Origin of the sequence: Acinetobacter sp. ANC 5414 (assembly GCF_013004295.1) — a bacterium.
Classification (GTDB): domain Bacteria; phylum Pseudomonadota; class Gammaproteobacteria; order Pseudomonadales; family Moraxellaceae; genus Acinetobacter.
This window is the reverse complement of record NZ_JABERM010000002.1, coordinates 88,342-112,215: the sequence shown is the minus strand read 5'-3', so window position 1 is coordinate 112,215 and position 23,874 is coordinate 88,342. Positions and strand designations below refer to the sequence as shown.

General features: G+C 43.8%; 23 protein-coding genes. 20 read left to right on the top strand and 3 right to left on the bottom strand.

The annotated features are described in order from the left end of the window. Nucleotides 1-20: 20 nt before the first annotated feature. From HLH18_RS02485 to HLH18_RS15810, 7 genes are all read left to right on the top strand, one after another. Nucleotides 21-1,622: a carboxyl transferase domain-containing protein gene (locus HLH18_RS02485; protein WP_171527967.1), complete on the top strand. Its 1,602-nt coding sequence runs from the start codon at nt 21-23 to the stop codon at nt 1,620-1,622. Between the two features lie 12 nt (nt 1,623-1,634). Then, nucleotides 1,635-2,435, top strand: a complete 801-nt coding sequence (locus tag HLH18_RS02480; protein WP_171527966.1) for an enoyl-CoA hydratase/isomerase family protein — start codon at nt 1,635-1,637, stop codon at nt 2,433-2,435. A gap of 13 nt (nt 2,436-2,448) precedes the next feature. Then, the gene (locus HLH18_RS02475; RefSeq protein ID WP_171527965.1) at nt 2,449-4,443 is read left to right on the top strand and encodes an acetyl/propionyl/methylcrotonyl-CoA carboxylase subunit alpha; all 1,995 of its coding nucleotides are present in this window, start codon (nt 2,449-2,451) and stop codon (nt 4,441-4,443) included. Then, nucleotides 4,440-5,342: a hydroxymethylglutaryl-CoA lyase gene (locus HLH18_RS02470; protein WP_171527964.1), complete on the top strand. Its 903-nt coding sequence runs from the start codon at nt 4,440-4,442 to the stop codon at nt 5,340-5,342. The genes HLH18_RS02475 and HLH18_RS02470 overlap by 4 nt, the downstream gene beginning before the upstream one ends. Nucleotides 5,343-5,423: 81 nt before the next feature. Beyond that, a complete protein-coding gene (locus HLH18_RS02465) occupies nt 5,424-6,131 on the top strand; it encodes a CoA transferase subunit A (RefSeq protein ID WP_171545671.1) in 708 nt (235 codons plus the stop codon). Then, nucleotides 6,132-6,758, top strand: a complete 627-nt coding sequence (locus HLH18_RS02460; protein WP_171527962.1) for a CoA transferase subunit B — start codon at nt 6,132-6,134, stop codon at nt 6,756-6,758. 382 nt (nt 6,759-7,140) lie between these two features. Further along, a complete protein-coding gene (locus HLH18_RS15810; protein ID WP_214646588.1) occupies nt 7,141-7,311 on the top strand; it encodes a hypothetical protein in 171 nt (56 codons plus the stop codon). An 89-nt stretch (nt 7,312-7,400) separates the two neighbouring features. Here HLH18_RS15810 and HLH18_RS02450 read toward each other — a convergent pair whose 3' ends face one another. The 3 genes from HLH18_RS02450 to HLH18_RS02440 form a co-directional block, all read right to left on the bottom strand. Then, nucleotides 7,401-8,720: a DcaP family trimeric outer membrane transporter gene (locus HLH18_RS02450; protein WP_171527961.1), complete on the bottom strand. Its 1,320-nt coding sequence runs from the start codon at nt 8,718-8,720 to the stop codon at nt 7,401-7,403. A gap of 108 nt (nt 8,721-8,828) precedes the next feature. Beyond that, nucleotides 8,829-10,202 (bottom strand): MFS transporter, encoded by a 1,374-nt coding sequence (locus tag HLH18_RS02445; RefSeq protein WP_171527960.1) that lies wholly within the window; start codon nt 10,200-10,202, stop codon nt 8,829-8,831. 336 nt (nt 10,203-10,538) lie between these two features. Continuing rightward, nucleotides 10,539-11,453: a LysR family transcriptional regulator gene (locus tag HLH18_RS02440; protein WP_171527959.1), complete on the bottom strand. Its 915-nt coding sequence runs from the start codon at nt 11,451-11,453 to the stop codon at nt 10,539-10,541. A gap of 115 nt (nt 11,454-11,568) precedes the next feature. On the opposite strand from HLH18_RS02440, the gene HLH18_RS02435 reads away from it, so the two are divergent. From HLH18_RS02435 to HLH18_RS02375, 13 genes are all read left to right on the top strand, one after another. Further along, entirely contained in the window at nt 11,569-12,678 is a 1,110-nt protein-coding gene (locus HLH18_RS02435; protein WP_131287148.1) for a muconate/chloromuconate family cycloisomerase, read from the top strand. A gap of 15 nt (nt 12,679-12,693) precedes the next feature. After that, a complete protein-coding gene (gene catC, locus HLH18_RS02430; protein ID WP_067722604.1) occupies nt 12,694-12,984 on the top strand; it encodes a muconolactone Delta-isomerase in 291 nt (96 codons plus the stop codon). A 150-nt stretch (nt 12,985-13,134) separates the two neighbouring features. Beyond that, nucleotides 13,135-14,055: a catechol 1,2-dioxygenase gene (catA, locus tag HLH18_RS02425; RefSeq protein WP_131287150.1), complete on the top strand. Its 921-nt coding sequence runs from the start codon at nt 13,135-13,137 to the stop codon at nt 14,053-14,055. 81 nt (nt 14,056-14,136) lie between these two features. Then, complete coding sequence (gene benA, locus HLH18_RS02420; RefSeq protein WP_171527958.1) at nt 14,137-15,522, top strand: benzoate 1,2-dioxygenase large subunit; 1,386 nt, start codon at nt 14,137-14,139, stop codon at nt 15,520-15,522. Continuing rightward, on the top strand, nt 15,519-16,010 hold the full coding sequence (gene benB / locus HLH18_RS02415) for a benzoate 1,2-dioxygenase small subunit (RefSeq protein ID WP_086193257.1): 492 nt from the start codon (nt 15,519-15,521) through the stop codon (nt 16,008-16,010). The genes benA and benB overlap by 4 nt, the downstream gene beginning before the upstream one ends. 89 nt (nt 16,011-16,099) lie before the next feature. Then, nucleotides 16,100-17,116: a benzoate 1,2-dioxygenase electron transfer component BenC gene (gene benC, locus HLH18_RS02410; protein ID WP_171527957.1), complete on the top strand. Its 1,017-nt coding sequence runs from the start codon at nt 16,100-16,102 to the stop codon at nt 17,114-17,116. 27 nt (nt 17,117-17,143) lie between these two features. Then, complete coding sequence (gene benD, locus HLH18_RS02405) at nt 17,144-17,929, top strand: benzoate diol dehydrogenase BenD (protein ID WP_131287154.1); 786 nt, start codon at nt 17,144-17,146, stop codon at nt 17,927-17,929. 60 nt (nt 17,930-17,989) lie between these two features. Continuing rightward, nucleotides 17,990-19,210, top strand: a complete 1,221-nt coding sequence (gene benE, locus HLH18_RS02400) for a benzoate/H(+) symporter BenE (RefSeq protein ID WP_171527956.1) — start codon at nt 17,990-17,992, stop codon at nt 19,208-19,210. Between the two features lie 27 nt (nt 19,211-19,237). Further along, nucleotides 19,238-19,909 carry a 3-oxoacid CoA-transferase subunit A gene (locus tag HLH18_RS02395; protein WP_171527955.1) on the top strand — a complete coding sequence of 224 codons (672 nt, stop codon included), beginning with the start codon at nt 19,238-19,240 and terminating at the stop codon, nt 19,907-19,909. A 21-nt stretch (nt 19,910-19,930) separates the two neighbouring features. Beyond that, on the top strand, nt 19,931-20,584 hold the full coding sequence (locus HLH18_RS02390) for a 3-oxoacid CoA-transferase subunit B (RefSeq protein ID WP_171527954.1): 654 nt from the start codon (nt 19,931-19,933) through the stop codon (nt 20,582-20,584). A 171-nt stretch (nt 20,585-20,755) separates the two neighbouring features. Further along, nucleotides 20,756-21,961 (top strand): 3-oxoadipyl-CoA thiolase, encoded by a 1,206-nt coding sequence (gene pcaF, locus HLH18_RS02385; RefSeq protein ID WP_171527953.1) that lies wholly within the window; start codon nt 20,756-20,758, stop codon nt 21,959-21,961. Nucleotides 21,962-22,068: 107 nt separating this feature from the next. Beyond that, nucleotides 22,069-22,848, top strand: a complete 780-nt coding sequence (gene pcaD, locus HLH18_RS02380) for a 3-oxoadipate enol-lactonase (RefSeq protein ID WP_067722621.1) — start codon at nt 22,069-22,071, stop codon at nt 22,846-22,848. 146 nt (nt 22,849-22,994) lie between these two features. Continuing rightward, complete coding sequence (locus tag HLH18_RS02375; RefSeq protein ID WP_171527952.1) at nt 22,995-23,711, top strand: SIR2 family NAD-dependent protein deacylase; 717 nt, start codon at nt 22,995-22,997, stop codon at nt 23,709-23,711. Nucleotides 23,712-23,874 lie beyond the last annotated feature (163 nt).

The window sequence follows — 23,874 nt, the reverse complement described above, 5'->3', positions numbered from 1 at the left end:
AATAACAAGGAAGTTCGAGAATGAATATATTACAAAGCAAAATTAATATTCGAAGCGAAGATTTTAAAACCAACCAAGCTGCCATGCAGATTTTGGTCGATGATTTAAAACAAAAAGCGCAGCAAATTGCTTTAGGCGGCGGTGAAAAAGCCCGTGAAAAACATTTGGCACGCGGCAAACTGTTACCGCGTGAACGGGTTGATCATCTGATTGATGCCGGAACTGCCTTTTTAGAAATTGGGCAATTGGCGGCTTATAACGTCTATCCCGATGATGTGCCTGCTGCGGGCGTGATTGCCGGAATTGGTCAAGTGAATGGTGTCACCTGCATGATTGTGGCCAATGATGCTACGGTAAAAGGTGGAACCTACTATCCGCTCACGGTGAAGAAACATTTACGTGCCCAAGAGATTGCTGAACAAAACCATTTACCGTGTATTTATCTGGTTGATTCAGGTGGTGCTTATTTACCGATGCAGGATGAAGTATTCCCGGATCGTGATCACTTCGGTCGTATTTTCTATAATCAGGCCCGTATGTCGAGCCAAGGCATTGCCCAGATTGCCGTGGTGATGGGTAGCTGTACCGCAGGCGGTGCTTATGTGCCGGCTATGTCGGACGAAACCATTATCGTGCGTAATCAAGGCACCATTTTCTTGGGTGGTCCTCCTCTGGTAAAGGCCGCGACTGGTGAAGTGGTCAGTTCTGAGGACTTGGGTGGCGGTGATGTGCATACCCGTCTTTCTGGGGTAGCCGATCATCTGGCTGAAAATGATGAACATGCGATTGCGATTGCCCGCAACATCGTGGCGAACTTAAATAAAAAACCCAATAAAACCGCAGATCAAATTGAAGTACCATTATTTGATGCAGATGAGCTGTACGGCATTGTACCAAGTGATGCGCGTAAACCTTTTGATGTGCGTGAAGTGATTGCCCGTATTGTCGATGGTTCACGTTTTGATGAATTTAAAGCCCGTTTTGGTACGACATTGATCACAGGTTTCGCTGAACTTTTTGGTATGAAAGTCGGCATCATTGCCAATAACGGTATTCTATTTTCAGAATCTGCACAAAAAGGTGCGCATTTCATTGAACTGTGTACCCAGCGCAATATTCCCCTGCTCTTTATTCAGAACATTACCGGTTTTATGGTTGGTCGCCAATATGAAAATGAAGGCATTGCCAAAAATGGCGCCAAACTGGTGATGGCGGTTGCCAATGCCAATGTACCTAAACTGACTTTGGTGATTGGTGGTTCATTTGGTGCCGGTAACTATGGCATGTGTGGTCGTGCCTATTCTCCGCGCTTCCTGTGGACTTGGCCAAACTCGCGTATTTCGGTGATGGGCGGTGAACAGGCTTCAAGTGTTTTATCAACCTTAAAACGCGACCAGATTGAACAAAAAGGTGAAAGCTGGTCAGCCGAACAGGAAGATCAATTTAAACAACCGATTCGTGATCAATATGAGCGCCAAGGTCATCCTTATTATGCATCAGCGCGTCTTTGGGATGACGGTGTGATTGATCCTGCGCAAACGCGTCAGGTGTTGGGCTTAAGCCTGGCAGCTGCTTTAAATGCACCTATTTTACCAACCAAATTTGGCGTGTTCCGCATGTAAGGGGTAAAAATAATGAGCTATCAATTTTTACAACTCGAACAACAGAATCAGGTCGCTACGGTTTGGATTAATCGTGCTGAACTCCATAATGCCTTTAATACCCAAGTGATTGAAGAACTGCATGCCTGCTTTCAGTCTTTAAATGACCGTGATGATGTACGTGTGGTGGTTTTGGCGGGTCGAGGCAAAAGCTTCTCGGCCGGTGCCGACCTGAACTGGATGAAACAGGCGGGACAAGCTTCGCAAGTGGAAAATGAAGCTGATGCGCTGAAACTGGCGAAAATGTTACAAAGTCTGGCGACTTTAAAACAGCCAACCATTGCCCGGGTACACGGTATTGCTTTTGGTGGCGGTATGGGTCTGGCTTCAGCCTGTGATATCTGTATCGCCAGCACGGACGCCAAATTTGCTACCTCTGAAGTCCGTCTAGGTCTTGCACCTTCGACCATTAGCCCTTATGTGATTCGTGCCATTGGTGCCCGCCAGGCTTCGCGCTATTTCTTAACCGCTGAACGGATTACCGCTGAACAAGCCAAGACTATTGGTTTAGTGCATGAAGTCACTCCTTCTGATGAATTAGATGACAAGATTGATGAAATTGTTCAAGCCTTGCTCTTGGGTGGACCTGAAGCACAGACAGCATCGAAACAACTGATTCAACTGGTCGACCAACAGGTATTAACCGAAGAATTACTGCTGCAAACAGCGCAACATATTGCTCATGTACGCCAGGGATCAGAGGCGAAAAATGGCTTGAGTGCTTTTTTAGATAAGCAAAGTCCTTCCTGGATTATCTCTACAGCACAACAATAACAAGGATCATACAATGTTTGAAAAAATCTTAATTGCAAACCGTGGTGAAATCGCCTGCCGTGTGATTCGTAGCGCAAAAAAACTTGGAATCGCGACGGTAGCGGTCTATTCCGATGCCGATGCACAATCGCAACATGTCAAACTGGCGGATGAAGCCATCTATATTGGCGAATCCCCAGCGGCACAAAGTTATTTACAGATTGATCGCATTATTCAGGCGGCTGTAAAAACTGGTGCTCAAGCCATTCACCCAGGCTACGGTTTCTTGTCTGAAAATGACCAGTTTGCCGAAGCCTGCCAAGCCAACAACATTACTTTTATTGGTCCACCAGTCGCAGCCATTTTGGCCATGGGTTTAAAAGCGACTTCTAAAGCCTTGATGGAAAAAGCCGGTGTTCCGCTGACACCAGGTTATCATGGCACTAATCAGGATGCTGATTTTCTAAAACAACAGGCCGATATGATTGGCTATCCGGTGCTGATTAAAGCCAGCGCTGGCGGTGGCGGTAAAGGCATGCGTCTGGTTGAACGCAGTGAAGATTTCTTAGGTTCACTGGCTTCTTGTAAAAGCGAAGCTAAATCCAGCTTCGGTAATGATGAAGTTCTGATTGAGCGTTATGTGATTAATCCGCGTCATATTGAAGTACAGGTATTTGGCGACTCACACGGCAACTATGTGCATTTATTTGAACGGGATTGCTCGGTACAGCGCCGTCATCAAAAAGTGCTTGAAGAAGCGCCTGCCCCATTGGTTTCACAAGACAAACTCGATGCCATGCGCCAAGCTGCCATTGATGCCGCGCGTGCGGTCGATTATGTCGGTGCTGGCACGGTCGAGTTCATTGTAGAGCAAGACGGCACCGCCTATTTCATGGAAATGAACACCCGTCTGCAAGTTGAGCATCCGGTCACTGAAATGATCACCGGCGTTGATCTGGTGGAATGGCAATTGCGTGTTGCCTTTGGCGAGCCATTACCGAAACAGCAAGATCAATTAAAAATTCATGGCCATGCCATTGAAGCCCGCGTCTATGCAGAAGAACCTGAAAAAGGCTTTATTCCTGCAATTGGTCAGATCAGCTATCTGCACTACCCTGAACAAAATCAGCATGTTCGGGTCGACAGCGGCATTGTTCAAGGCGATGAAATCAGCAGCTATTACGATCCGATGATTGCCAAACTGATTGTCTGGGGCGAAAATCGTGAAGCCGCTTTATTGCAAATGCATCATGCCTTAGGACAGTTCCATGTCGATGGTTTGGGCAACAATATTGCTTTTCTGGACCGCATCATTCGCTGTGACTCTTTTAAAAATGCCAAACTGGATACCAACCTGATTCAGCGTGAAGATGAGTTCCTGTTTAAAAATATTCAATCACTGCAACCTGAGCTGGTCGTGGCGACGGCATTGACCGAATTATTGTTGCGTTTTAGCAAAAATAAAGCAGCGAGCAATCCAGTTTGGCAAAGTGAAACGCTATGGCGCGTCAATATCAGCCCAAGCTATGCCATTAAGTTGAAGCTCGATGAAACACTTGTTCAAGTCAATTTAAACGCTGAAAAAGAAGGTTTTGTGGCTGAATATCAAGGTGAAAAATTCCATATTTCTGGACAACTGTTAAATAGCAATACAGTACATTTCAACATCAATGGCAAACAGGACAAAATTGCGTTTAGCCAAAATGCACACGGCCTCACCATTTTTAAAAATGGTCAAAGCCACAAGTTTGGTTATCTGAATCAGAAATTCAGTTCTGAGGACGCGCAAAGTACTGAAGGCAACTTAAAAGCGCCAATGCCAGGCGTAATTACTCAAGTTCTGGTTGCGGCGAATGATCAGGTGAAAAAAGATGATGTGCTGATGACCCTTGAAGCCATGAAAATGGAATATTCAATTCGTGCACCACATGACGGCATTGTCGCAGCTTCCTATTTCCAAGCCGGTGACCAGGTCAAAGCCGGTGATGAGCTTGTGGAATTTCAGGTACTGGTGGAGGAAGTTGCATGACTGATTTCGTCAAAATTGTAGAGGTCGGGCCACGCGATGGCTTGCAAAATGAAAAAACACCGCTGACGCTAGATGACCGGAAAAACCTGATTCTGGATTTAATGAAAACCGGTTTGCAGGCAATTGAAGTGGGTTCCTGTGTTTCGGCGAAATGGGTTCCGCAAATGGCAGACAGTGATGCACTGTTTGCCCAATTGCCGCAAGATCCGAACATTCAGTTCAGCTTGCTGACACCGAATTTGAAAGGTTTTGAGTCTGCACTGGCTGTGGGATGTAAAGAGGTTGCGGTGTTTACCGCAGCTTCTGAAAGTTTTACCCGCAAAAACATCAACTGTTCCATTGATGAAAGCTTTGAGAAGTTTGCCAATATCATGGCAGCTGCCAAAGCCAATGATATCAAGGTTCGTGGTTATGTGTCCTGTATGGTCGATTGTCCTTATGAAGGCGCTATTGATCCTCAGCAAGTCGCCAAAGTCAGCAAACGCTTACTGGATATGGGCTGCTATGAAGTGTCCTTAGGGGAAACCATCGGTACTGCCACCCCAGATCGGGTGAAAAAAGTGTGGGATGTTTGCCTTGCCGAATTAGATAGCCAGGTTTTAGCCGGTCATTTTCATAATACTTACGGTATGGCGATTGCCAATATCTATCAATCGCTTAACCAAGGCATTCGGATATTTGACTCTTCGATTGCCGGATTAGGTGGTTGTCCCTATGCCAAAGGTGCTTCGGGCAATGTGGCCACAGAAGACTTGTACTATTTATTGTCCAAGATGGGTTTTGAAACCGGTATTCACCTGGATGCCTTAATGCAGACCAGTCGCAATATCAGTCAGGTATTAAACCGCAATAATCCATCGAACTATGCCAATGCCTATTGGCAAACAAAATGTGCCTGACACAAAGCGACGATTGTTACATTGATGAAAAGTTAAAGTTGGTCATACAAAGGACTGACCAGGAATAAAAAGAGGGATCAAATGCCAAATAAAGTTTATGAAAATGCACAGGCTGCATTACAAGATATTGTTCAGGATGGTCAAACCCTGGCGGTCGGTGGCTTCGGTTTATGTGGTATCCCGGAAGCGTTAATTGCGGCACTCAAAGACACAGGTGCCAAACAACTGACCTGTATTTCCAACAATGCCGGCGTGGATGGTTTCGGTTTGGGTCTTTTACTGGAAACCAAAAAAATCAAAAAAATGATTTCATCTTATGTTGGTGAAAACAAAGAATTTGAACGTCAATATTTAAACGGTGAACTGGAAGTCGAACTGACTCCGCAAGGTACACTGGCTGAAAAACTTCGTGCTGGCGGTGCCGGTATTCCTGCCTTTTTTACCCAAACCGGTGTCGGTACTTTAATTGCCGAAGGTAAAGAAGTTCGTGAATTTAATGGCAAAGAATACATTCTGGAAAATTCCTTAACTGCCGATATTGCCTTGGTCAAAGCCTATAAAGCCGATAAAGCAGGGAATCTGATTTTTCGCAAAACCGCACAAAACTTTAATCCGGTCTGTGCCATGGCTGGCAAAATCAGCATTGCTGAAGTCGAAGAAATTGTGGAAATTGGCGATTTGGATCCTGATGAAATTCATCTTCCCGGCATTTATATCAACCGGATTATTTTAAACCCCCATCCTGAAAAACGCATCGAACAAATGACATTAAAAGCGGAGGCTGTATAAATGGCTTGGACTCGTAATGAAATGGCACAGCGTGCCGCTTTGGAACTGGAAGATGGGTTCTATGTCAATTTAGGGATTGGCTTACCGACATTAGTGGCGAACTATATTCCTGAAAATATGGATGTCTGGTTACAGTCAGAAAATGGCTTGCTCGGGATTGGTGAATTTCCAACGAATGATACGGTCGATGCCGATCTGATTAATGCCGGCAAGCAAACGGTCACTGCCCGTAAAGGCGCAGCTTTTTTCTCAAGCGCTGACTCTTTTGCCATGATTCGCGGTGGTCATGTCAATATTGCCATTTTAGGTGCCATGGAAGTTTCCCGAACCGGTGATTTGGCCAACTGGATGATTCCGGGTAAAAAAGTCAAAGGCATGGGCGGTGCCATGGACCTGGTTGCCGGTGTACAAAAAGTGGTGGTGTTGATGGAACACTGTGCCAAAGATGGCACGCCAAAAATTGTGGATCAATGTTCCCTGCCGTTGACCGGTAAAGGCGTGGTACACCGGATTATTAGCGACTTGGGTGTACTCGATATTACCGCTGACGGGGTCAAACTGGTGGAACTGGCGAAAGACGTCAGCTTTGAAGAGATTCAAAAAGTTACTGGTGTCAAACTGCTTTAATAATGCTGTCTTGATGTGAGCCTCTACTCTCCTTCTCCCCTTAAAGCTGACTAAAGTTTTAAGGGGGAAATTTTTTTGGTATGGAATACTGGGTCGAACGCTTAGCTATATTCCAGCTACTTTTTAACAATAAAATATAGAATTAAGGGCATGTAACTATGCCCTTTTTTATGCTGAGTTTCATGCGATATCGCTTTAATAAATATCCCGCTGATAACGTCCTTCAAGTTTCAGTTGTGCTAATTGTTCAGTACCTAGAAGCCTTAACAAGGCTTGCTCAACTTCTTGCGCCATGCTTTTAAACTGCCACATTAAAACGCTTTAACATTGCAAAATTTGATTTACCTAAAGAAAGTACTTACCCGTATCCGCACATCAAGATGTGCTGGGTAATAGTGGTAAATATGCCTTGGTTGATGGTCGCTGGTTACACGTCCGTCAGGTTCGTGCTCTGATACAAGCGCCTGCAGCTAAACCTGCTGAAACAGCAAACACTCAAAAACCGGGCACTAAAAACTTTACTTATGGTTTAACGGTTGAAGTTACTGAATAGTGTTTATAGACAGATAAAATCTAAAAATGATTCATATAAAAAAGCCTCCATTTGAAAATAGAGGCTTTTTTATTAATAGTTATAGAAAATTAAAAGTTATAGATCGCTACCATATTAATTCGATTGTCTTCACCTGTTTTACCACCAGTGGTTGCTGCTTCTAAAGCTGTACGCTCACCATAGACATATTCCAGACCAAAACTTAGAGGCTTGGTTGGACTATAGAATACATTAGCCCATGCTTGCCATAAGTCTTTATTGGCTCTGGTAGCATTTGATTCTGCTTCAGTAGCCGGTGTTGAGGCGATAAGTGCATCAATATAGTTTTGATCTTTATCAAAAGTCATATAACCATATCCCAAAGTACCGCGTAGTTTTTCATTAAACTGTTGGGTCAAACCGACAGTAATCGAATCAAACTCACTTTGTAACAGATCACCATTTGCGGCTTTAACCACACCACTATTGGTAAAGGAAACAAAACTGCTGTCGCCTTTGACATGGTAATAATCAGCTTTTAGGGTTGTTCCCGGCACCACATCATACTTGGCACCTAGGCCTACACCCCATGCCATTTCTTCATCAGAATTAACACGTTTTTCATGACCCATGGCACGTGCACTGATGTTGAAATTATCAGCAAACTGATGGTTTAATCGTGCCGTTAATGCAGGAAAACGCTGTGTGCTTAACTTATCTTTCGGATCTTCAGCCGCTAATACCAAATTGGTTTGTGGACTAAATTTGCTGGTATAACGCACTTGTGGTGTCCGTTTCACAGCACCACCAACGAAAGCCAAGGCATCAATGGTTTCAGGCATATAATCCGGTACTGCAAAGTTTGACCAGGTTTGCCCCATCAGCCAGTTACCATAATTCACATAGGCGTGACGGATACGCAAATTATCAAGGTTGGCTCCACCCAGGAAGTCAACTTCAATTTTACCCTTCACCTCTTGCTCAGCAGCCTGAGTTTTAAAATCCAGACCTAAACGCGTTGCAGATAAAGTCGATCTGAAACGATCACTATTCCCAGCAGTACCTTCCAGTGGCACGCTATTGATCTGGTTATATGGCATATCCACACCACCACCTTCAGCCTGATAGGATGCATCTGCACGGACATTACCATACAGATTAAACTCTGCACCTTTGGCAGTTTTCAGTACAGGGGTTGCTGTAGCCACAGGCGCTGGGCGTTGAACTGCTGCAATAGCAGTTGCAGTCTGTACTGTCTGTACTTTTTGCTGTTCAACAAGGTTACGTAAAGCTTGAACTTCCTGTCTGAGCTGTTCAATTTCTTTTTGCTGTTGGGTTTGGGCTTGGGCCGCTACGCTGACTCCACCTAGACTTAGGGCAATCATGCTCATCATGAGCGTACGTTTCATTGTCGGTTGCGTGGTGTTCATCCTAAACTCACTTGTTATTGTTCGATCAAATATTAGCAATAGATTTTCACTACTGCGATGGCAATCTATTTCACTTAGACTATGGTCTTTATTGAAAATGATAAGAAATTATTGGGTTACTTTTCGCGTAATTGGTTTAGGTTCAACCTCATGCGCTGTAAGGGATTGACCATCGACAGACGCTTTTAAATTAACCAGATAAATGGCCACGGCAGCAATAATTCCAGGAATAGCGATGGCCAAAAAATTTATTTGATGAGGTAATTCAAAAGTGAGCAAGGTGCCAGTTAAGACAGGTCCAACAATGGCACCAATTCGTCCAATTCCTGATGCCCAGCCCATACCTGTTGAGCGAACTGCAGTTGGGTAAAATTGTGCAACAAAGGTATAAAGCAGAATTTGTGAGCCGATGGTTGCTGCGCCAGCAATGGCAATCAGAACATATAGCACCGCTTGTGGGCTGTTAAAACCAAGCAAGATTAAAGCAATCGCACCCACAGTAAACATAATGCTCAGTACCGGTTTTAAATGGAATTTATCTGCAAGTACTCCGCCACCAATTGCACCGATCATGCCGCCAATATTCAGGGCAAACAGGAACATTAAACTTGCACCCAATGAATAACCAGCCTGAATCATCAGTTTTGGTAACCAGCTACCTAATGCATAAACCATAAGTAGACACATAAAGAAGGCTGCCCAAAACATTAAGGTACTGAACATACGGCCTTGCTGAAATAACGCGCGTAATGGAGCATCATCACCCACAGTCGGTTCATTCAGAACAAAAGTCGTTTGTGGACCAATCTCTTGTTCAGGTGCAATTTTTTTCACAATTACACGCGTCTTTTCTGTTTCACCCTTTTTGGTCAAAAACATTAGGGATTCTGGGAGAAATTTCCAAATTAAAGGCAAGGTAAATAAAGGAATACTGGCGATATAGAACATGATTTTCCAGCCATGATCCGCAACTAGCCACGCACCCAAGAGTGCTGAAGCCATACCACCAATGGCATAACCACTAAACATAATGGCAACCAAGGTGCTGCGAATACGTTTAGGTGCATATTCTGTCATCAGCGCAACCACGTTTGGCATGACTCCGCCAATACCCAGTCCTGCCAAGAATCTTAAAATTCCAAATTCAGTCGGTGTGGTTGCAAATGCGCCCATGAAAGTAAAACCGCTAAAAATGGCAATACAGATCATGATGGTTTTTTTGCGACCCAGTTTGTCTGAGAGTGTGCCAAAACTCATGGCACCAAACATCATGCCGAACAAAGCAGTACTGGCCAGTAATCCAGCTTGTACTGAACTGAGTGCCCACTCCTGCATTAAAATTGGTAATACGACGCCGTAAATGACTAAATCATAACCGTCGAAAATAATAATCATTAAACACCAAATCAGGACTCCCCAATGAAAAGGGGTAAATTTGGCTTCATCCACTAAAGTATTTATGTTCAGTTTATTGGTATTCACTTTGCGCTCCTGCATATGAATCTTTAGATTTGTGGCAACAATGCAGCAAAGCGTTTTTTTTGTCCAAAACCGATTACATATATATTCATACCTTAAAAGTTAGACGAGTGGGATTAAAAACGAAAACAATACTTTATAGATATCTAAAAACTGGATTCTGCCGGTTGTGAGATTTTATTTTCTCTATTGAGCTTTATTTTTCTGAAAAAAATATGCCTACTGATCAAATATAGACAACTTGATCGGTAGGCATATTTCAAAAATCACGGTCTGATTTGCAGATGACAAGGCTAAAAATTAAGGCTAAAAACTGTAGCGAGATGAGACCTTGGTCTGTTAAATCACGGCACGATCATAAACAATCGCTTCAAGGTCATAAACCTGATAAATACAATCAAATAATGAGCGGATATCTTCACTTTCATCCATGCTGCGTATCGCCAGAAAAATAGGACTCACAGCAGCATCATCGAGTAAAGGAATATAATGCAAATGCGATAACTGAATGGTTCTAGCGCTTTCAGGAACAACGCAAATCCCTTCACCTGCTGCAACCAGTCCCAAAGCCAGCTGAATTTCACGTACCTCTTTTAAACTTTTTGGATCGAGACTGTATTCCGAAAAAAGCGATCGGACTTGCGTAGAAAAGTTAGGTTTGGGGTGACTTGGGTATAAGAACAGGTTCTCATCCACAATATCGGTCAGAAAGACGCCTTTCTTTTGCGAGGCAAGTGGATGACTGGCATGCACCGCGACCATTAAAGGCTCTTCGCGTAAAAGGATTCGTCTAACTGCAGGATCCGAAATTCGTAGTCGACCAAAGCCTACATCAATCCGCCCTTCCTTGAGCGCCTGAATTTGATCTTTGGTGCTCATTTCAATCAGTTCAATTTTTAAATGGGGTTGTTGCTGACGAAATAAATACACTATTTTCGGTAATAAACCATAAAGTAGAGAACCGACAAAACCCAAAGTTACAGTTTTTTCGACCATTCCCACACGCTGGGTCATAGCCTTGATTTCTTCGGCATTAGACAAAAGTTTAACAGCATGTTGATAGAAGAACTGCCCCGCTTCAGTGGTTAGTAATGGTCGACTTCCACGCTCAAAAAGCTGTATACCCAGCTCAGCTTCAAGGTTTTGTATCTGACGGCTTAAAGGAGGCTGAGCAATAAACAGTTTTTCAGCCGCTTTGGTGAAACTTTGTTCTTCCACCACAGCAACAAAGTATCGTAAATGTCTTAGTTCCATAATCAACCATACCTTTAAAGCATAATAAAATGCAAATTTAATCTTAGACAGCAAATGTTTATTCTTTTAAGGTATACCACATGAGATAGACAAAGCAAGATTGGGAAGCTTAAAGATGTACAAATCCATAGAAACGTTGCTTGTTGAAATTCCAACCATCCGTCCGCACAAGATGGCTGTGGCAACCATGCAAACCCAAACATTAGTGTTGGTAAAAGTCACCACTGAAGATGGTTTCATCGGTTGGGGCGAAGCGACCACGATTGGTGGATTGGGATATGGCGATGAAAGTCCGGAAAGCGTTAAAACCAATATTGAAACATATTTTGCACCGTTACTGAAATCACTTTCAGGTCTGAATGTCGCTCAAACGATTAAAACCCTTAAACGCAATATCAACGGTAACCGTTTTGCTAAATGTGCCATTCAAACTGCACTACTGGATATTCAGGCACAACGCTTAGGTTTACCGTTAAGCGAAATCCTCGGTGGCCGTCTGCGTGATAGCGTGCCAGTACTTTGGGTACTTGCTTCAGGTGATACTGAGAAAGACATTGCTGAAGCGAAAAAAATGATTGAGCTGAAACGTCATAACGTATTCAAACTCAAAATCGGTTCACGTCCTGTAGAAGACGATGTTGCCCATGTTTTAGCAATCAAGAAAGCTTTGGGTTCAGACATCTCGATTCGTGTCGATGTCAATCGTGCCTGGTCAGAACTTGAAGCGGTTAAAGGTATTCAGTTATTGCAAGATGGCGGTGTCGACCTGATTGAACAACCATGTGCAATTGAAAATCTGGATGCAATGCAGCGTTTAACCCGTCGCTTTGATATTGCCATTATGGCGGATGAATCATTATACGGTCCGCAGAGTGCTTATCAGATTGCCCGTAACAACGGTGCATCAGTATTTGCAGTAAAAATTGCCCAGTCAGGTGGTCTGATTGAAGGTTGTGAAGTTGGGAAAATTGCCAAACTTGCAGGCATTGATCTGTACGGTGGCACCATGCTTGAAGGACCAGTCGGTACGATTGCTTCAGCGCATGTATTCTCAACTTTCGAAAGCTTGGCCTATGGCACAGAGTTATTTGGCCCACTGCTATTGACTGAAGAAATTTTAAAAACACCGCTTCAATATCAAAACTATGAGTTGGTTTTACCAACTGTACCAGGTTTAGGTATCGAACTGGATTTAGACAAAATTGACAACTTACGTCGTCAGTAATTGAAGGAGTTAGACATGCTTTTCCAAGTACGCATGGATGTAAATATTCCGCTAGATATGCCAACTGAACAAGCCAACCAGATTAAAGCGGTTGAAAAAGCTTATTCACATGATTTACAGCGTCAAGGTAAATGGCGTCATATCTGGCGCATTACGGGTCAGTACTCAAACATCAGTATCTTTGATGTCGAGAGCAACGAAGAACTACACAATATTTTACAAGGTCTTCCTCTATATCCGTATATGAATATTGAAGTGATGCCATTAAACCGCCATCCTTCTTCTATTCATGAAGACGACCGCTAAGTTTTAAACATGCAAGATGGCGAACTTCTTCTCCATCTGCGCAAAAGCAGCATTCAAAGGGTAATTAAACAAGGATTGTGGCAGCCAGTGATCTCAAAACAAACACTGAGAAACTAGCCACCCAAAACCATACTTCCAAGGAGTAACAAAATGGATCGTCAAACGATTGAAAATGTAGTTAAAGCTTGTAACGTGGACACTTCTGAAGGTCCAGTAAATGCACGCGTACAACAAGTACTGGTACGTTTAGTTACAGATTTATTCCAAGCGATTGAAGACTTAGATTTAAGCCAATCAGAAGTTTGGAAAGGTATTGAAACTATTATCGACATTGCAAAAGCAGATGAGTTTGCATTGATGGGTTCTGCAGTAGGTCTTGAACATTTCCTTGACTTACGTGCTGATGAAGCAGATGTAAAAGCAGGTTTAACTGGTGGTACGCCACGTACGATCGAAGGTCCACTTTATGTTGCAGGTGCACCTGAATCAACTGGTTTTGCACGTATGGACGATGGTTCTGAAGAAGGCAAAATCCCGACGCTTATCATCGACGGTACAGTAACGGATACTGATGGCAACATTATTCCGGGTGCTAAAGTTGAAGTATGGCATGCAAACAGCCACGGCAACTATTCATTCTTTGATAAGTCACAAAGCCACTTTAACCTACGTCGCTCAATCTTGACAGACGAAAAAGGTCAATACACTGCGCTTACTACTATGCCTGTAGGTTATGGCTTAAACCCTGAAGGTCCACTTCAAGGCGTATTAAACCAGATCTCTCGTCATGGTCAACGCCCTGCTCACGTGCACTATTTCATCTCTGCACCGGGCTTCCGTAAATTAACGACCCAGTTCAACATCGAAGGCGACAAATACCTTTGGGATGACTTCGCATTCGGTACACGTGAAGGTTTGGTTGCAGAAGCTGTTGATGTTACTGATGAAGCTGAAATCGCGCGTCGTGGCTTGAAAGGTCCTTTCAAACACATTCAATTCAACGTCGTTCTTCAACACGATAAAGAAGGTGCACCTTCTACTGAAGTTGAACGTCGCCGCGCAAGCGCTTAATAAGCTCATGATAAGGAACCGAGATGTCAATTTCATGACATTTCGGGGACTTACCCAAATTTGGAAAGTCGGAGAACGGACATGCCACGTATTCCTGTAATTAACACCAGCCATCTCGATCGCATTGATGAATTACTTGTTGAAAACTATGAAACAGGTGAATTCAAACTTCATCGTTCAGTATTCACAGATCAAGCCTTATTCGATTTAGAGATGAAATATATCTTTGAAGGCAATTGGGTTTACCTGGCACATGAAAGCCAAATTCCGAATAATAACGATTTCTATACCACTTATATTGGCCGTCAACCAATCATCATTGCACGTAACCGTGCAGGTGAATTGAATGCCATGATTAATGCCTGTTCACACCGTGGCGCACAATTGTGTCGCAACAAGAAAGGCAATAAAGCGACCTATACCTGCCCATTCCACGGTTGGACATTTAACAACTCGGGTAAATTGTTAAAAGTTAAAGATCCTTCTGATGCAGGCTATTCAGACTGCTTTAACAAAGATGGTTCTCATGACTTGAAAAAAGTTGCCCGTTTTGAAAGCTATAAAGGTTTCTTGTTTGGCAGCTTAAACCCAGATGTTCCATCGCTAGAAGAATACCTTGGCGAAGCGACTAAAATCATGGACATGATTGTAGGTCAGTCTGATCAAGGTCTTGAAGTTTTACGTGGTGCTTCTACCTACACTTATGAAGGTAACTGGAAGTTAACTGCTGAAAATGGTGCCGATGGTTACCATGTGTCTGCAGTACACTGGAACTATGCTGCAACGACTCAGCAACGTAAAGAAAAAGAAGCTGGTGATAACATTCGTGCCATGAGTGCGGGTTCTTGGGGTAAACAAGGCGGTGGTTCTTACGGTTTCGACAATGGTCACATGTTACTTTGGACCCAATGGGCGAACCCTGAAGACCGTCCAAACTTCGCTAAAGCAGAGGAATATACCGAGAAATTCGGTGCTGCAATGGCGAAATGGATGATCGAGCGTTCTCGTAACCTGTGTATTTATCCAAACGTCTATTTCATGGATCAGTTCGGTTCACAAATTCGTGTACTTCGCCCGTTATCTCCAAGCAAAACTGAAGTGACCATTTACTGTATCGCCCCTGTGGGTGAAGACAAGGAAGCGCGTTCACGCCGTATTCGTCAGTATGAAGACTTCTTTAATGCTTCAGGTATGGCAACTCCAGATGACTTGGAAGAATTCCGTGCATGTCAAGCTGGTTATGCCGGTATTGCGCTTGAATGGAATGATATGAGCCGTGGTGCAAAACACTGGATTCAAGGTCCAGATGATGCAGCCAATGAAATTGGTTTGAAACCAAAACTTTCAGGAATTAAAACTGAAGACGAAGGTTTGTATCTTGCTCAGCATGAACACTGGTTACATCTGATGAAAGACGCGATTACTTCTGAAAAAGAACTTGCTGCAACTGAAGGAGAAAACGCATGAGCGCGATTACTTTAGAAAAAATTGCTCAATTCCTCTACAAAGAAGCTCGTTTTCTGGATGATGAACAATGGGATGACTGGTTACAGTGCTATGCCCCATCAGCAGAATTCTGGATGCCATCTTGGGATGATGATGACAAACTGACTACAGATCCTCAGTCTGAAATCTCTTTGATTTATTACCCTGACCGTCAAGGTTTAGAAGACCGCGTGTTCCGTATCAAGACTGAACGTTCTTCTGCAACCATGCCGGATACCCGTACCAGTCACAACATTTGCAATATTGAAATTGTTGAGCAAAACGGTGATCAAGTAACTGTGCGTTTTAACTGGAATACTTTGAGTTTCCGTTATAAAACCAATTACAGCTACTTCGGTATGTCACGTTATGTGATTGATTGCTCAAGCGAGCAGTTCAAAATCTTGAACAAATACGTGGTTCTCAAAAATGATTACATCAATCAAGTGATTGATGTGTATCACCTCTAAGACTGCTCCCACAGACGAAAAAACCTTTCAGCCAGATGGAAAATTGGCTGAAAGGTCCAGATTTAAAGATTTATATAGGATATTCAGCCATGTCAAACCACAATGTTGCACTTCAATTTGAAGATGGCGTTACACGTTTTATTTCTGTTTCAGACGGAGAAACCCTGTCAGACGCAGCTTACCGTCAAAAGATCAATATTCCTTTGGACTGCCGTGACGGTGCATGTGGAACGTGCCGTGCGTTTTGTGAATCAGGTTCATATGACATGCCTGAAGAAACTTATATTGAAGATGCATTAACTCCTGAAGAAGCAGCTGAAGGCTACATCCTAGCTTGTCAGTGTAAACCGACTTCAGACGCAGTATTCCAGATTCAAGCGTCATCAGAAGTTTGTAAAACTGAAATTCATGAATTCCAGGGTACTTTGGCTCGTGTAGAAAATTTATCTGACTCGACCATCACCTTTGACATCCAGTTAGACGAAGGTCAGCCGGATATTCATTTCCTTGCTGGTCAATATGTCAATGTGGGTATTCCGGGAACTACTGAAACCCGTTCTTATTCTTTCAGCTCTAAACCGGGTAACCGTTTAACCAGTTTTGTGGTACGTAACGTACCAAACGGCAAAATGAGCGAATTTTTAAGTGCCAATGCCAAAACTGGCGACAAAATGACCTTCGCGGGTCCATTTGGTAGTTTCTACTTACGTCCAGTGACTCGTCCTGTGTTAATGCTTGCAGGTGGTACGGGTATTGCACCATTTATGTCAATGTTGCAAGTGCTTGAAGAAAAAGGTTCAGAACATCCAGTACGTTTAGTTTTTGGTGTAACCAATGACTTTGACTTGGTGGCCATTGAAAAACTGAATGAACTGCAAGAGAAATTCCCGTGGTTCGAATACCGCACAGTGATTGCTAACCCAGAATCTGCACATGAGCGTAAAGGTTATGTGACAAGTCATATTGAAAATGACTGGTTAAATGCAGGCGATGTTGATATTTATCTATGTGGCCCTGTAATGATGGTAGAAGCCGTGCGTGGCTGGTTAGAGGCTGAAGGCGTTAAACCTGCAAGCTTCTTATTTGAAAAATTCTCTGCAAACTAAGTTTAAGAGACTGAGCCGGAGAATAAAATGAATCGTGCAAAAAGATTTGAAAATAAAGTTGTGATCGTAACCGGTGCCGCTCAAGGCATCGGTCGCGGTGTCGCGCTGCAAGTTGCCAGCGAAGGCGCACAAGTCGTTATGGCTGACCTCTCCCCATATGTGGAAGAAGTGCTGGCTGAAATTGAAGCCACTGGTGGCGATGCGATTACCGTCAAAGCCAATCTGGAAACTTTTGCCGGTGCCCAGTCAGTCGTTGAAAAAGCATTGGACACTTATGGCCGTGTTGACGCATTGATCAACAACGTGGGTGGTGCAATCTGGATGAAACCTTTCGAAGAATTTTCTGAAGAGGAAATTATCAAGGAAGTGAATCGTTCATTGTTCCCGACCCTGTGGTGTTGCCGTGCAGTGTTACCTGAAATGATTAAAAATCAAAAAGGTACTATAGTTAACGTTTCATCTATTGCAACACGTGGTATCAACCGTGTGCCTTACTCTGCTTCTAAAGGTGGCGTAAATGGTTTAACGGCTGCCCTCGCCTTTGAACATGCCAAAGATGGTATCCGTGTCAATGCGGTGGCAACTGGTGGTACAGAAGCGCCACCACGTAAAGTGCCACGCAATGCTAATCCTCTGACCGAGTCAGAAAAAGAATGGATGCAACAAGTCGTGGATCAAACCATTGACCGTACTTTCTTGGGGCGCTACGGCACCATTCAAGAACAGGTGAATGCGATTGTATTCCTGGCTTCAGATGAATCTTCATATATGACAGGAACTGTGGTTCCTGTAGGTGGTGGTGATCAGGGTTAAACCTGATCTCATCAAAATTCAACAGGATCATTGAAATCTAAGCATGGAGGCAATAGCGCAATGACAACCCTGTTACAAACATTAAAAGATGACTGGTCCATTTCAGCCACGGTCGCAGGATTTTTGGCCGTGCTGATCTCCTATTCAGGTCCACTCATCATTTTTTTCCAGGCTGCCCAAAAAGCGCAAGTCTCCAGTGCCATGATGATTTCGTGGATTTGGGGAATTTCAATTGGTGCAGCAGTTGCCGGTATTTTTCTTTCGATTAAATACAAAGTTCCCGTGATTACCGCATGGTCTGCACCGGGAACGGCATTATTGGTGACCTTGTTCCCCAATATTTCATTGAATGAAGCCATCGCCGCATACATCACTTCTGCTGTGGTGATTTTTTTGATTGGAATTACCGGTTATTTTGACAAGTTATTGAAATGGATTCCCCAAGATGTCGCAGCTGGCATGATGGCCGGAATCCTTTTTCAGTTTGGTCTGGGACTGTTTACTGCAACTAATACCATGCCGATGATTGTTTTTGGCATGCTGATGGTGTTTCTCATTGCAAAGCGTTTAGTGCCACGTTATGCCATGGTTTGGGTGCTTGTTTCAGGTGTAGTTCTGAGTCTGGTTTTAGGCAAGATGAATCCGGTTGATGTCCATTTCACCCTCGCCATTCCGCAATTGATTGCCCCTGAATGGAGCTGGAATTCAACCCTGAATTTAGCCATTCCGCTGATTCTGGTCAGTCTTTCCGGTCAGTTTTTACCGGGTATGGCCATCATGAAACTCAGTGGTTATGACACTCCGGCTAAACCGATTATCACGGTAACCAGTATTGCATCCTTGGCAGTCGCTTGTGTCGGTGGGATTACCATCGTTCTGGCCTCGATCACGGCTGCTTTATGTATGGGTAAAGATGCACATGAACTGAAAGACAAACGTTATATCGCCGGAATCGCCAACGGTATTTTTTACATTTTAGGCGGTTTATTTGCCGGCAGTATTGTCATGTTGTTCAGCTTACTGCCTAAAGAACTGGTCGCTGCATTAGCAGGCCTTGCTTTACTGGGTGCGATTGCAACCAATATTTCTGTCGCGATGAAAAATGAATCTTATCGAGATGCAGCTCTCATCACCTTTTTAGCCACTGCCTCAGGCATGCATTTTTTAGGGCTCAGTTCCGTATTTTGGGGTATTTGTATCGGTATCATTGCGCATTTAGTTTTAAATAAACGTGAACCGAATAGCACTGCTCTCCCTTCAACTCAAAGCTCTAAAAGTTAATGGGCAAATGATTGTCTAGGAAACATTATGATTGATAAAAGCTCCGCTTCACTGACTGAAGCACTTTCCCAAATTAAAGATGGTGCAACCATCATGATTGGTGGTTTCGGTACGGCTGGACAACCGGCTGAACTGATTGATGGCTTGATTGAATTGGGTGTGAAAGACCTGATCATCGTCAACAACAATGCCGGTAATGGCGATTACGGTTTGGCTAAACTGTTAAAAACCGGTGCGGTACGCAAAATCATCTGCTCTTTCCCTCGTCAGTCAGATTCCTATGTATTCGATGAAATCTATCGTGCCGGCAAAATTGAACTGGAACTGGTACCGCAAGGCAACCTGGCTTGCCGTATTCAGGCTGCAGGTATGGGCTTAGGTCCAATCTACACCCCAACCGGTTTTGGTACGTTGCTAGCTGAAGGCAAACCGACCCTGAACTATGAAGGCAAAGACTTTGTGCTGGAAAACCCGATCAAGGCTGACTTTGCCTTGATTAAAGCGCATAAAGGCGACCGCTGGGGCAATCTGGTATACCGTAAATCGGCACGTAACTTTGGCCCGATTATGGCCATGGCAGCCGATGTCACCATTGCCCAGGTTTCTGAAGTGGTTGAACTGGGCGCACTTGATCCAGAGCACATCATCACCCCGGGGATTTTTGTTCAACACGTGGTTGCAGTAAAACCTGCACAGTAATTGGCATTGGAGTATTAAAAGATGAGTTATACCAAATTAAGCCGTGACCAGATTGCTGAACGTGTGGCACAAGACATTCCTGATGGTGCTTATGTGAACCTCGGAATCGGCTTACCGACCAAGATTTCCAGCTACCTGCCTTCAGACAAAGACGTGTTTTTACATTCTGAAAATGGTTTATTGGCCTTTGGTCCTCCTCCTGCTGAAGAAGACCGTGATCCAGAGTTAATTAATGCCGGTAAAGAATTTGTCACCTTGCTTGAAGGTGGTTCATTCTTCCATCATGGTGATTCCTTCGCCATGATGCGTGGTGGTCACCTGGATATTGCTGTGCTTGGAGCATTCCAGGTCGCTGAAAATGGTGACCTGGCCAACTGGCATACCGGTGCACCTGATGCGATTCCTGCAGTGGGCGGTGCGATGGACTTGGCTGTTGGTGCAAAAAAAGTCTTTATCACTACAGACCACGTGACTAAAAAAGGCGAGCCAAAAATCGTCGCTGAGTTATCTTACCCTGCGACTGGCTTGAAATGTGTCGACCGCATTTACACCGACCTCTGCGTGATTGATGTCACCCCTGAAGGTATGAAAGTGATTGAGAAAGTTGAAGGTCTGTCATTTGAAGAATTGCAGTCATTGACTGGTGCCAAACTGATTGATGCGACTCAAGGCTAATACACTTTAAATAAAATTTTAAATCCCCCTAATTCCCCCTGAGAGACTTAAGCATTGCTTTAAGTCGATGTGCAAGAAAAGGAGACTTTATACCCAAGCGCAAATCATTTTGAAGCTGGGTAAGTCTCCCTCCTTTTCAGGAGGGATTAAGGGAGCTAAAAGGATTACACAATGAAAAACGCATATATCGTAGATGCCATCCGTACCCCATTCGGCCGTTATGCCGGTGGTCTGGCTCCTGTTCGTGCCGATGACCTGGGTGCACTTCCAATCAAAGCCTTGATGGAACGTAACCCGTCAGTGAACTGGGAACAGGTTGATGACGTAATTTATGGCTGTGCCAATCAGGCCGGCGAAGATAACCGTAACGTTGGTCGTATGTCATCTCTGCTTGCAGGTCTGCCTTATCAGGTGCCTGCAACGACGGTCAACCGTTTATGTGGTTCATCACTGGATGCTGTAGCAATCGCTGCACGTGCCATTAAAGCTGGTGAAGCCAATCTGATTATTGCCGGCGGTGTGGAATCCATGAGCCGTGCGCCCTTGGTGATGGGTAAATCGGAAACTGCCTTTGGTCGTAGTCAAAAACTTGAAGACACCACCATGGGCTGGCGTTTTATCAATCCAAAACTGAAAGAAATGTATGGTGTCGAAACCATGCCGCAAACTGCTGAAAATGTGGCTGCACAGTTCAACATTAGCCGTGCAGACCAAGACCAGTTCGCTTTCTCCAGTCAGCAGCGCACAGCAGCAGCACAAGCAAAAGGTTTCTTTGCCAACGAAATCGTGCCTGTGGTGATTCCACAACGTAAAGGCGAACCCGTTGTAGTGGATACTGATGAACATCCACGTGCTTCAACAACATTAGAAGCTTTAACCAAGCTGAAACCGGTGGTGAAAGCCGAAGGTACGGTGACGGCAGGTAATGCTTCCGGGATTAACGATGGTGCAGCAGCCCTGCTGATTGCTTCGGATGATGCTGTAGCACAGTATGGCTTAAAACCACGTGCCAAAATTATTGGCGCAACGGTGGTGGGCGTTGAACCTCGCATCATGGGCTTTGGTCCTGCACCTGCGATTAAAAAGCTGTTGAAACAAACCGGTTTGACTTTAGAGCAGATGGATGTCATTGAGCTGAATGAAGCCTTTTCTGCTCAAGCCTTGGCGGTAACCCGTGACCTAGGTTTAGAAGATGGTTCAACCAAAGTCAACCCGAATGGTGGCGCGATTGCTCTGGGTCATCCCCTCGGTGCATCGGGTGCACGTCTGGTGACGACTGCTTTAAACCAGCTGGAACAAACGGGTGGCAAGTATGGCCTTTGTTCAATGTGTATTGGTGTTGGTCAAGGTATTGCCTTGATTATTGAACGCGTTTAAAAAATAGAATCCTTCAAAAACCTTTCCTTGCTGTGCTTTTTTTTATAGCCATATTTAAATTTTGTACAGCAAGGATTGAGGAAGGATAAGTAATAAAAGGAATATCTATGCCAACTTTTAGCTCGAATGGTGCTGAAATCAATTACCAAACCTTTGGTAATGTGACTAAACCTGCGATCATTTTTTCAAATTCGCTTGGGACGAATTATGCAATGTGGCAACCTCAAATTGATCATTTTAAAGATGATTTTTTTGTGATTTGTTATGACACACGCGGTCATGGTGCATCATCAGCTCCACAAGGTCCCTATACCCTTGAGCAATTGGGTCAAGACGTAGTGAACCTGCTTGATCATCTTAATATTGAAAAAGCTGTTTTTTGTGGTATTTCAATGGGTGGCTTAACGGGTCAATGGCTTGCCGTTCACAAGGCCAAACGTTTTAACCAAATCATTGTCTGCAATACTGCAGCGAAAATTGGTCAAGAACAAGCGTGGAATGAACGCGCAGCACTGGTACGTGAGCAAGGTTTACAGCCGATCGCTTCAACTGCAGCTGGGCGTTGGTTTACGGATAAATTTATTCAAAGCAATGCAGCAGAAGTTGAGAAGTTGCAAAACAGCTTGGCAGCTGGTAGCGCCGAAGGTTACGCAAGTTGCTGTGAAGCTTTGGCAAAAGCAGATTTACGTGAACAGTTAGAAGAAATTCGTGTACCGGTACTGGTTATTGCAGGTCAAAAAGATCCTGTGACCACAGTTTCAGACGGTCAATATATGGTCAATCATATTAAAAATAGCGCGTTATTTGAAATTAATGCCTCGCATATTTCAAATATTGAATGTCCAAACGAGTTCAATCAGGCTGTTCAGCAGTTTATTGCTCAATAGAAAAATAACACAATTAGCCCTCACAAATTTGTGGGGGCTTTTTTTATAGCGGCTCAAAAGTAAAATTGCAGTGCTCTATAAAACCTATAAAAACCTGAATAATTTATGATACGTTTGTTTAAATCAAAAACAAAGAACTGAAAAAAATGCCAAAAATCGTGATCTTTTCCGGTGCAGGAATGAGTGCAGAAAGTGGAATCAATACATTTCGTGATCATGATGGGCTCTGGGAAAACCACAAGATTGAAGATGTCGCGACACCCGAAGCATGGCAAAGAAATCCGCAACTGGTGCAACGCTTTTATAATGCACGACGCAAAAGTGTTTTGGAAACACAGCCCAATTTAGCACATCAACTCATTGCCAAAATTCAAGACTTTGCAGAGTGTTATGTGATTACCCAAAATATAGATGACTTACATGAACGTGCTGGAAACCGGCATGTTTTACATTTACATGGCAATATTCGCTTGGCCAAAAGCTCTGCGCCTGGTGCCCAGTATTCTGAGACTTTCTATCCGATCCAAGGCTGGGAATTAAACCTGGAACGAGATAAATGTCCGCAAGGCTATCCGCTGCGTCCGCATGTGGTCTGGTTTGGCGAAGCGGTTCCGGCTTATGAACACGCCATGCAACTAGTTCAAGATGCCGATATTTTTATCGTGATCGGATCCAGTCTGGTGGTTTACCCAGTTGCCGGACTGATCCATGAAATACCTGAAAGCTGTGAAGCGTATTATATTGACCCTAAAGCCGATCACCTTCGAGTACCGCAGCAATATCATTTGATTCCCCAAACAGCAACTCAAGGTATGCAAAGCCTGTTTAGCCAGCTTGAAGAAAGATTTTCCAATAAAAGCTAAAATGAGAGAATTTTGTCCTTCAATCTCTGCCCGATTGAAACGAGATATCATTCAGGTCATTCAACTCAACAAAAGATTTGGCAGCATTATTCCATTTTATCAGTTAAAAAAGATGTCATGAACAATACCCTTTCATGACATCTTCTGTATTAATACATTGCTG

What these genes read in the sequence shown, in the direction of transcription:
- HLH18_RS02485 (WP_171527967.1), top strand. Translation starts at nt 21, where the DNA reads ATGAATATATTACAAAGCAAAATTAATATTCGAAGCGAAGATTTTAAA.
- HLH18_RS02480 (WP_171527966.1), top strand. Translation starts at nt 1,635, where the DNA reads ATGAGCTATCAATTTTTACAACTCGAACAACAGAATCAGGTCGCTACG.
- HLH18_RS02475 (WP_171527965.1), top strand. Translation starts at nt 2,449, where the DNA reads ATGTTTGAAAAAATCTTAATTGCAAACCGTGGTGAAATCGCCTGCCGT.
- HLH18_RS02470 (WP_171527964.1), top strand. Translation starts at nt 4,440, where the DNA reads ATGACTGATTTCGTCAAAATTGTAGAGGTCGGGCCACGCGATGGCTTG.
- HLH18_RS02465 (WP_171545671.1), top strand. Translation starts at nt 5,424, where the DNA reads ATGCCAAATAAAGTTTATGAAAATGCACAGGCTGCATTACAAGATATT.
- HLH18_RS02460 (WP_171527962.1), top strand. Translation starts at nt 6,132, where the DNA reads ATGGCTTGGACTCGTAATGAAATGGCACAGCGTGCCGCTTTGGAACTG.
- HLH18_RS02450 (WP_171527961.1), bottom strand. Translation starts at nt 8,720, where the DNA reads ATGAACACCACGCAACCGACAATGAAACGTACGCTCATGATGAGCATG.
- HLH18_RS02440 (WP_171527959.1), bottom strand. Translation starts at nt 11,453, where the DNA reads ATGGAACTAAGACATTTACGATACTTTGTTGCTGTGGTGGAAGAACAA.
- HLH18_RS02435 (WP_131287148.1), top strand. Translation starts at nt 11,569, where the DNA reads ATGTACAAATCCATAGAAACGTTGCTTGTTGAAATTCCAACCATCCGT.
- catC (WP_067722604.1), top strand. Translation starts at nt 12,694, where the DNA reads ATGCTTTTCCAAGTACGCATGGATGTAAATATTCCGCTAGATATGCCA.
- catA (WP_131287150.1), top strand. Translation starts at nt 13,135, where the DNA reads ATGGATCGTCAAACGATTGAAAATGTAGTTAAAGCTTGTAACGTGGAC.
- benA (WP_171527958.1), top strand. Translation starts at nt 14,137, where the DNA reads ATGCCACGTATTCCTGTAATTAACACCAGCCATCTCGATCGCATTGAT.
- benB (WP_086193257.1), top strand. Translation starts at nt 15,519, where the DNA reads ATGAGCGCGATTACTTTAGAAAAAATTGCTCAATTCCTCTACAAAGAA.
- benC (WP_171527957.1), top strand. Translation starts at nt 16,100, where the DNA reads ATGTCAAACCACAATGTTGCACTTCAATTTGAAGATGGCGTTACACGT.
- benD (WP_131287154.1), top strand. Translation starts at nt 17,144, where the DNA reads ATGAATCGTGCAAAAAGATTTGAAAATAAAGTTGTGATCGTAACCGGT.
- benE (WP_171527956.1), top strand. Translation starts at nt 17,990, where the DNA reads ATGACAACCCTGTTACAAACATTAAAAGATGACTGGTCCATTTCAGCC.
- HLH18_RS02395 (WP_171527955.1), top strand. Translation starts at nt 19,238, where the DNA reads ATGATTGATAAAAGCTCCGCTTCACTGACTGAAGCACTTTCCCAAATT.
- HLH18_RS02390 (WP_171527954.1), top strand. Translation starts at nt 19,931, where the DNA reads ATGAGTTATACCAAATTAAGCCGTGACCAGATTGCTGAACGTGTGGCA.
- pcaF (WP_171527953.1), top strand. Translation starts at nt 20,756, where the DNA reads ATGAAAAACGCATATATCGTAGATGCCATCCGTACCCCATTCGGCCGT.
- pcaD (WP_067722621.1), top strand. Translation starts at nt 22,069, where the DNA reads ATGCCAACTTTTAGCTCGAATGGTGCTGAAATCAATTACCAAACCTTT.
- HLH18_RS02375 (WP_171527952.1), top strand. Translation starts at nt 22,995, where the DNA reads ATGCCAAAAATCGTGATCTTTTCCGGTGCAGGAATGAGTGCAGAAAGT.